This is a genomic window from Bifidobacterium sp. H6bp9 (assembly GCF_032193695.1).
Classification (GTDB): domain Bacteria; phylum Actinomycetota; class Actinomycetes; order Actinomycetales; family Bifidobacteriaceae; genus Bombiscardovia; species Bombiscardovia kimbladii.
Window position 1 is genome coordinate 75,553 of sequence record NZ_JASTZY010000007.1, and the last position, 6,025, is coordinate 81,577.

Sequence of the window (6,025 nt, forward strand, 5' to 3'; positions counted from 1 at the left end):
CGACCACCAATAACCGCGGAGGAGCCGTGGAATGGTCGAAGACCGGGCAACCTGCGATTCGACAAGGAGGACTGATGACAGACAGTAATCAGCAAATCACGGCTGCCGATGCGACCCTGGTCACATCCGGCACCGGGACCAAGGGGCCGGAGGAACGCAGGCTGCCTCAATCGTTGGATGAGGACATGGCCTTGTGCCTGCGGCTGCTCAGGGATGCGTTGGGGGAATTCGATCAACAGCTGCTCAAGCGCTTCGACTCCCTGCGCGAGGACGTGATGACGGCCAGCGCCGAGCACTTCAACCGCCACCCCTCGGACCCCGTGCCCGACGAGGACGGCCTGTCCAAGGCCGTGGCCCTGATCGACGACACCTCAGTCAAGGATTCCCAGCTGCTGGCCCGCGCCCTGACCACCTACTTCCACCTGGCCAACCTCTGCGAGGAGAACTACCGGGTGAAGGTCCTGCATGAGCGCGAGGGCAAGGTGGACCTCAAAGTCAAGGGCACCGACCCCATCAACGAGATGACCAGCGCCTACAGCCAGCTGCTTCAGGAGATGGGCCCGGCCAAGGCCTCGGAGCTGCTGGAGAAGCTGGAGTTCCACCCCGTCTTCACCGCCCACCCCACCGAGGCGAGGCGCAAGGCCGTGGAGGGCAAGATCCGGCGCATCGCCAACCTGCTGGCCGTCCGCCGCGGTCTGGGCGGCTCCGAGCTGGAGGAGAACGAGCGTCTGCTGCACAACGAGATCGACGCCCTCTTCCGCACCTCGCCCATCGCAGCCAAGAAGCCGACGCCCGTCGAGGAAGCCAACACCATTCTGGACATCTTCGACGCCACGCTCTTCGAGACCATTCCCAAGGTCTACCGCCGCTTCGACGACTGGATGCTGGGCAAGAAGGCCGGCATGGTCAAGCCCGTCTGCCCCGCCTTCTTCCACCCGGGCAGCTGGATCGGCTCCGACCGCGACGGCAACCCCAATGTGACCGCCAAGGTCTCGCGCAAGGTGGCCCGCAAGTTCTCCGACCACATGCTCAAGGCGCTGGTCAAGGCCACCACCACCGTGGGCCGCAACATGACCATGGAGGTGACCACCACGCCCCCCAGCCCCGAGCTGAGGAGCCTGTGGAGCCACCAGAAGGAGATGAGCGAACGCCTGACCGACCGGGCCACCACCATCTCGCACAACGAGCTGCACCGGGCCGTGGTCCTGGTCATCGCCGACCGCCTGCAGGCCACCATCCAGCGTGACGCCGACCTCATGTATGCCGACTGCGACGACTTCATCGCCGACCTGCGCGTGGTCCAGGACTCCCTGGCCAAGGCGGGCGCGGCCCGTCAGGCCTACGGACCCCTGCAGGATCTGATCTGGCAGGCCCAGACCTTCGGCTTCCACATGGTCGAGATGGAGTTCCGCCAGCACTCCCTGGTCCACGCCCGCGCCCTGGAGGACATCCGCGAGCACGGCCTGCACGGCGAGCGCGGCGAGCTGCAGCCCATGACCCACGAGGTGCTCGACACCTTCCGGGCCCTGGGAGCCATCCAGAAGCGCAACGGCCAGAAGGCCGCCCGCCGCTACATCATCTCCTTCACCAAGTCGGCGCAGAACGTCAAGGACGTCTACGAGCTCAACCGCCTGGCCTTCGAGCATGCCGAGGACGTGCCGGTCATCGACGTGATCCCCCTGTTCGAACAGCTGGAGGACCTGCAGAACTCGGTGGACGTGCTGGAGGAGATCATCAAGATCCCCGAGGTCCAGGCCCGGCTCAAGGAGACCGGCAACAAGATGGAGGTCATGCTGGGCTACTCCGACTCCTCCAAGGATGCCGGACCCGTCTCGGCGACCCTGGCCCTGCACTCCGCCCAGGAGCGCATCGCCAAGTGGGCCGAGAGCCATGGCATCGACCTGACCCTCTTCCACGGACGCGGCGGCGCCGTAGGCCGTGGCGGCGGCCCTGCCAACCGTGCTGTGCTGGCCCAGCCTGTGGGCTCGGTCAACTGCCGGTTCAAGCTGACCGAACAGGGCGAGGTCATCTTCGCCCGCTACGGCAACCCGGTCCTGGCCATCCGCCACATCGAGTCCGTGGCTGCGGCCACCCTGCTCCAGTCCGCGCCCAGCGTGGAGGAGCGCAACACCACCATGACCGAGAAGTACGCGGACATGGCCGACAAGCTGGACCAGGCCGCCCACGAGCGCTTCCTGGACCTGCTGCACACGCCGGACTTCGCCCCCTGGTTCTCCATCGTGACGCCCCTGAACGAGATCGGCCTGCTGCCCATCGGCTCCCGGCCCGCCAAGCGCGGCCTGGGCGCCAAGTCCCTGGACGATCTGCGGACCATACCCTGGGTCTTCTCCTGGGCGCAGGCCCGCATCAACCTGGCCGCCTGGTACGGCCTGGGCACCGCCTGCGAGAAGTTCGGCGACCTGGAGACCCTGCGTCAGGCCTACGAGGAATGGCCGCTCTTCAGCACCTTCATCGACAACATCGAGATGAGCCTGGCCAAGACCGACGAGCGCATCGCCAAGATGTACCTCTCCCTGGGCGACCGGGATGACCTGAGCCAGAAGGTCCTCTCGGAGATGGAGCTGACCCGCAAGTGGGTTCTGCAGATCGTGGGCGACGAGTGGCCCCTGCAGCACCGCCACGTGCTGGGCCAGGCCATCCGGATCCGCTCTCCATATGTGGACGCCCTGTCGGTGACTCAGGTGCGCGCCCTGCGGGCCCTGCGTCGTCGCAACGACAAGGAGGAGCTCAGCAAGAGCCAACAGGCCGACTTCATCTACCTGATCCTCTGCACCGTTTCGGGAGTCGCCGCCGGCCTGCAGAACACCGGCTGATCCTCGCTTGACGGTTTAAGGATGAGACCCCGTTCTCTTGCAGATAGCAGGAGGCGGGGCCTCGCCGTATTCAAGTGCCTTTGATGTGGTCGTGTGTTGTTTTCTGACTGGGTGGTAGGGTGAAAAGCGGGGGATGTCGAGAAAACGACTGGCTTTTGTTCCAGCTCGTGCAATCTGTTGCACGGACTGATATTGAGCAATGGGCAGCTTTCCGACAGGTAGAATTTTGAATAGGCATGCGGTGTTGATTCCGCTTGGTGTTTGGTGAAGGGGTTTTGGTTTCATGCATCTGATTTCCCGTCTGCGTCGCATCATGGCGATGACGACCGTCCTGCTAAGCCTGCTGGCAGGACTGGGCGTCGCATCCGCCCAGGCGGACGCTCCCATACTCACCGGGGGGGGGGGGTCGTCAGACCCCTCGCGTAGCTGACGAAACCCCCGGCATTTCCTCCAGCAACGCAACCAGCACACCACTGCCGTCTCCCTCACCGATACAAGCCACCACACCATTAAACCCAACAGCAAGTCCGGACACCCCGTCATCGACGACGGGAACAACCGGCAGTACAGACTCCGCTCCGGTTAAATCAGCCGAAAAGACAGATGATAAGGCTTCGCATACAGTGTGCTTCGACCCCGACGACGGCAGCAAGACCACTCAGTCAACCGTGAAAACCGGCACCCTCGCCACTCCCCTGCAACAGAACCCGCAACGTCAAGGCTTCCGCTTCGACGGATGGACATATGACGGCCAGCCCTTCGACTTCCAGATGCCTATCCTCCAGGACACGACCCTGAAAGCACACTGGTCGGAGACCACGGACTGGACGCTGAGCCCGGACCACGGGCCCGCCTCCGGAACCGTCCTGACCATCAGCCCGCCCGACAGGCAGGAACCTTACTACGTCAGTGTCCAAGCCGGAGGAGACCAGATTGTGAGCCTGACCGGCGACGGCCGCATCTACACATCGATGCAAAACGGCACACCCAAACAGGTGCCCTTCCCCGTCCAGGCTCCCGAAGGGTTCCACTACCTGCAGACGGCAGCCGGCAGCCGTTGGCAGGCCGCGCTCGGACCCGACCAGCAGATATACACCTGGACCAGCCAACAGCCCGCGCCCAGCATTCTCGACACCGGCCAGAACACTAAATTCACTAGCATCAGCATGAACGATGATCGGCTTCTAGCAGTGGACCAGCAAGGTCGGATCCACGCCTTCCAAGCCAGCCTGACAGGCAGCCAGAAACTGAACCCGAAGCCCCCCGAACAAGCAACGATCAGGCTGCCCGGGAAAACACAGGCCGTCACCGCCGTCGGCTCCAGCAACCGTACCCTCGTCCTGGACACAGACGGGCAAGCCTGGACTTGGGACACAGCCAGCACAGGAAAAGCCAAGACCACGCGCATCAGTCATGACCCGGACATGCATATCATCCAAGTCCAAGCTCTCAACCAAGGGTTCCTCCTCTTGGAAGCGGACGGGCAGGCCTATTACATGGATGACGGCAAGGCCGGCATCATAGCCGCTGGGCTTCCGGAAGGCATAAAAGCCAGCAGTATCGCCAGCAACAAGGACCAGGCCATGATTACCGACAAGGATGGCTGCCTCTGGATCTGGAAGCTCGGAGATACACCCGAGCGCGCAGACAACAAGGGACAGGCCTACACGCAGGCCACCGCTGCCGGCAGCAGGATCACCGCCATCAGCAGGCAGGGTGATGTGTTCACGTGGAGCTTGGACGGGCAGGGCCAGCCCGGCAAACCGGCCAGACTCGACACCACCACAGCGCCCACCCTGGAATCAGCCAGCCTGGACAGCCAAGCATTGAAACTCAGCAAGAACAACGGCTCATGGCAGGCGGACATGCCCGCCCGCAAGCCGGGACCAGCCGCCATCACCATCACCGGCAGGCAGGACGGCCAACCCTTCACCAGAAGCCTCACCTACACAGTCGACCAGCCACTGACACGAGCCGCCGAACCAAGGTCCACGCTCACAGTCCACTTCGACACGGGCGGGGGGGAACCCGAACCAGCAGACCAGAGTTTCACCACCCCGAACAGCAGGGTGAAGAGGCCCTCCCCCGATCCGTCGCGCCAAGGCTTCCTGTTCGACGGATGGTTCATCAACCAGGTCGCCTACGATTTCAGCAGGCCCGTCACCAAGGACCTGACCCTGACCGCCCACTGGTCGCCGGCAAGCCGGAACACCAAGTGGAGCATCAGCCCCGATAAGGGCAGCCAGCTGGGCAGGGAACCCGCCACCATCACCCCGCCCGACAACGCCAGCCGCGGCATCAGATTCAACCAGATCAGCGCATCAACAAACGGCGATTCTTCCTTGGCAGTGGGAAGCGACGGCAACGCCTACGCCTGGGGATCCAACGGCAATGGCCAGCTCGGCGACGGGACGCAAACCATGCGGACCACGCCGGTCATGGTGGGGAAGCCTGCAGGCGCGCCTGCGGATTTCACCTACGTACAGGTCAGCGCCGGAACCGACCATTCACTGGCCCTGGGCAGCGACGGGAACGCATACTCCTGGGGAAGCAACAGCAGTGGACAGCTCGGCAACAACCAGTCGTACGCTACTAGTCTTACGCCGGCCATGGTGAAGAAGCCGGCAGACGCGCCTGCGGATTTCACCTACGTACAGGTCAGCGCCGGATACACTTATTCGCTGGCCATAGGCAGCGACGGATACGCGTACGCCTGGGGAAGCAACAGCAATGGACAGCTCGGCAACAACACCAGCGGTTCCTATGTGCATTCGACTGTTCCTGTGCGCGTGCGCGACCCCGCCAACCCCACTGACACGAACAAAGGACTGCAAGCCGTACAGGTCAGCGCCGGATACGGTTATTCGCTGGCCGTGGGCAGCGACGGGAACACCTACGCCTGGGGAAAGAACGGCGATGGCCAGCTCGGCGACGGGACCAGCTTCAGCCGGAATACGCCGGCCATGGTGAAGAAGCCTGAAGGCAAGCCCGCAGATTTCACCTACGTACAGGTCAGCGCCGGATACGCTCATTCGCTGGCCGTAGGCAGCGACGGATACGCATACGCCTGGGGATACAACGGCTATGGCCAGCTCGGCAACAACACCACCAGCAATTCATTGGTTCCTGTGCGCGTGCGCGACCCCGCCAACCCCACTGACACGAGCAAAGGACTGCAAGCCGTACAAGTC

General features: G+C 63.5%; 3 protein-coding genes. All 3 read left to right on the plus strand.

All coding sequences use genetic code 11. From position 1 onward, the window contains the following. Positions 1-74 precede the first annotated feature (74 nt). A complete protein-coding gene (locus QRX40_RS08150; protein ID WP_313837579.1) occupies positions 75-2,834 on the plus strand; it encodes a phosphoenolpyruvate carboxylase in 2,760 nt (919 codons plus the stop codon). Positions 2,835-3,117: 283 nt separating this feature from the next. Then, entirely contained in the window at positions 3,118-3,264 is a 147-nt protein-coding gene (locus QRX40_RS08155; protein WP_313837581.1) for a hypothetical protein, read from the plus strand. Between the two features lie 193 nt (positions 3,265-3,457). Then, positions 3,458-6,025 (plus strand): InlB B-repeat-containing protein (locus tag QRX40_RS08160; RefSeq protein ID WP_313837583.1); only part of this gene is annotated, 2,568 nt, incomplete at its 3' end.

Bases quoted from the DNA above. Each gene is read 5' to 3' on its own strand.
- QRX40_RS08150 (WP_313837579.1), top strand. From the start codon at position 75: ATGACAGACAGTAATCAGCAAATCACGGCTGCCGATGCGACCCTGGTC.
- QRX40_RS08155 (WP_313837581.1), top strand. From the start codon at position 3,118: ATGCATCTGATTTCCCGTCTGCGTCGCATCATGGCGATGACGACCGTC.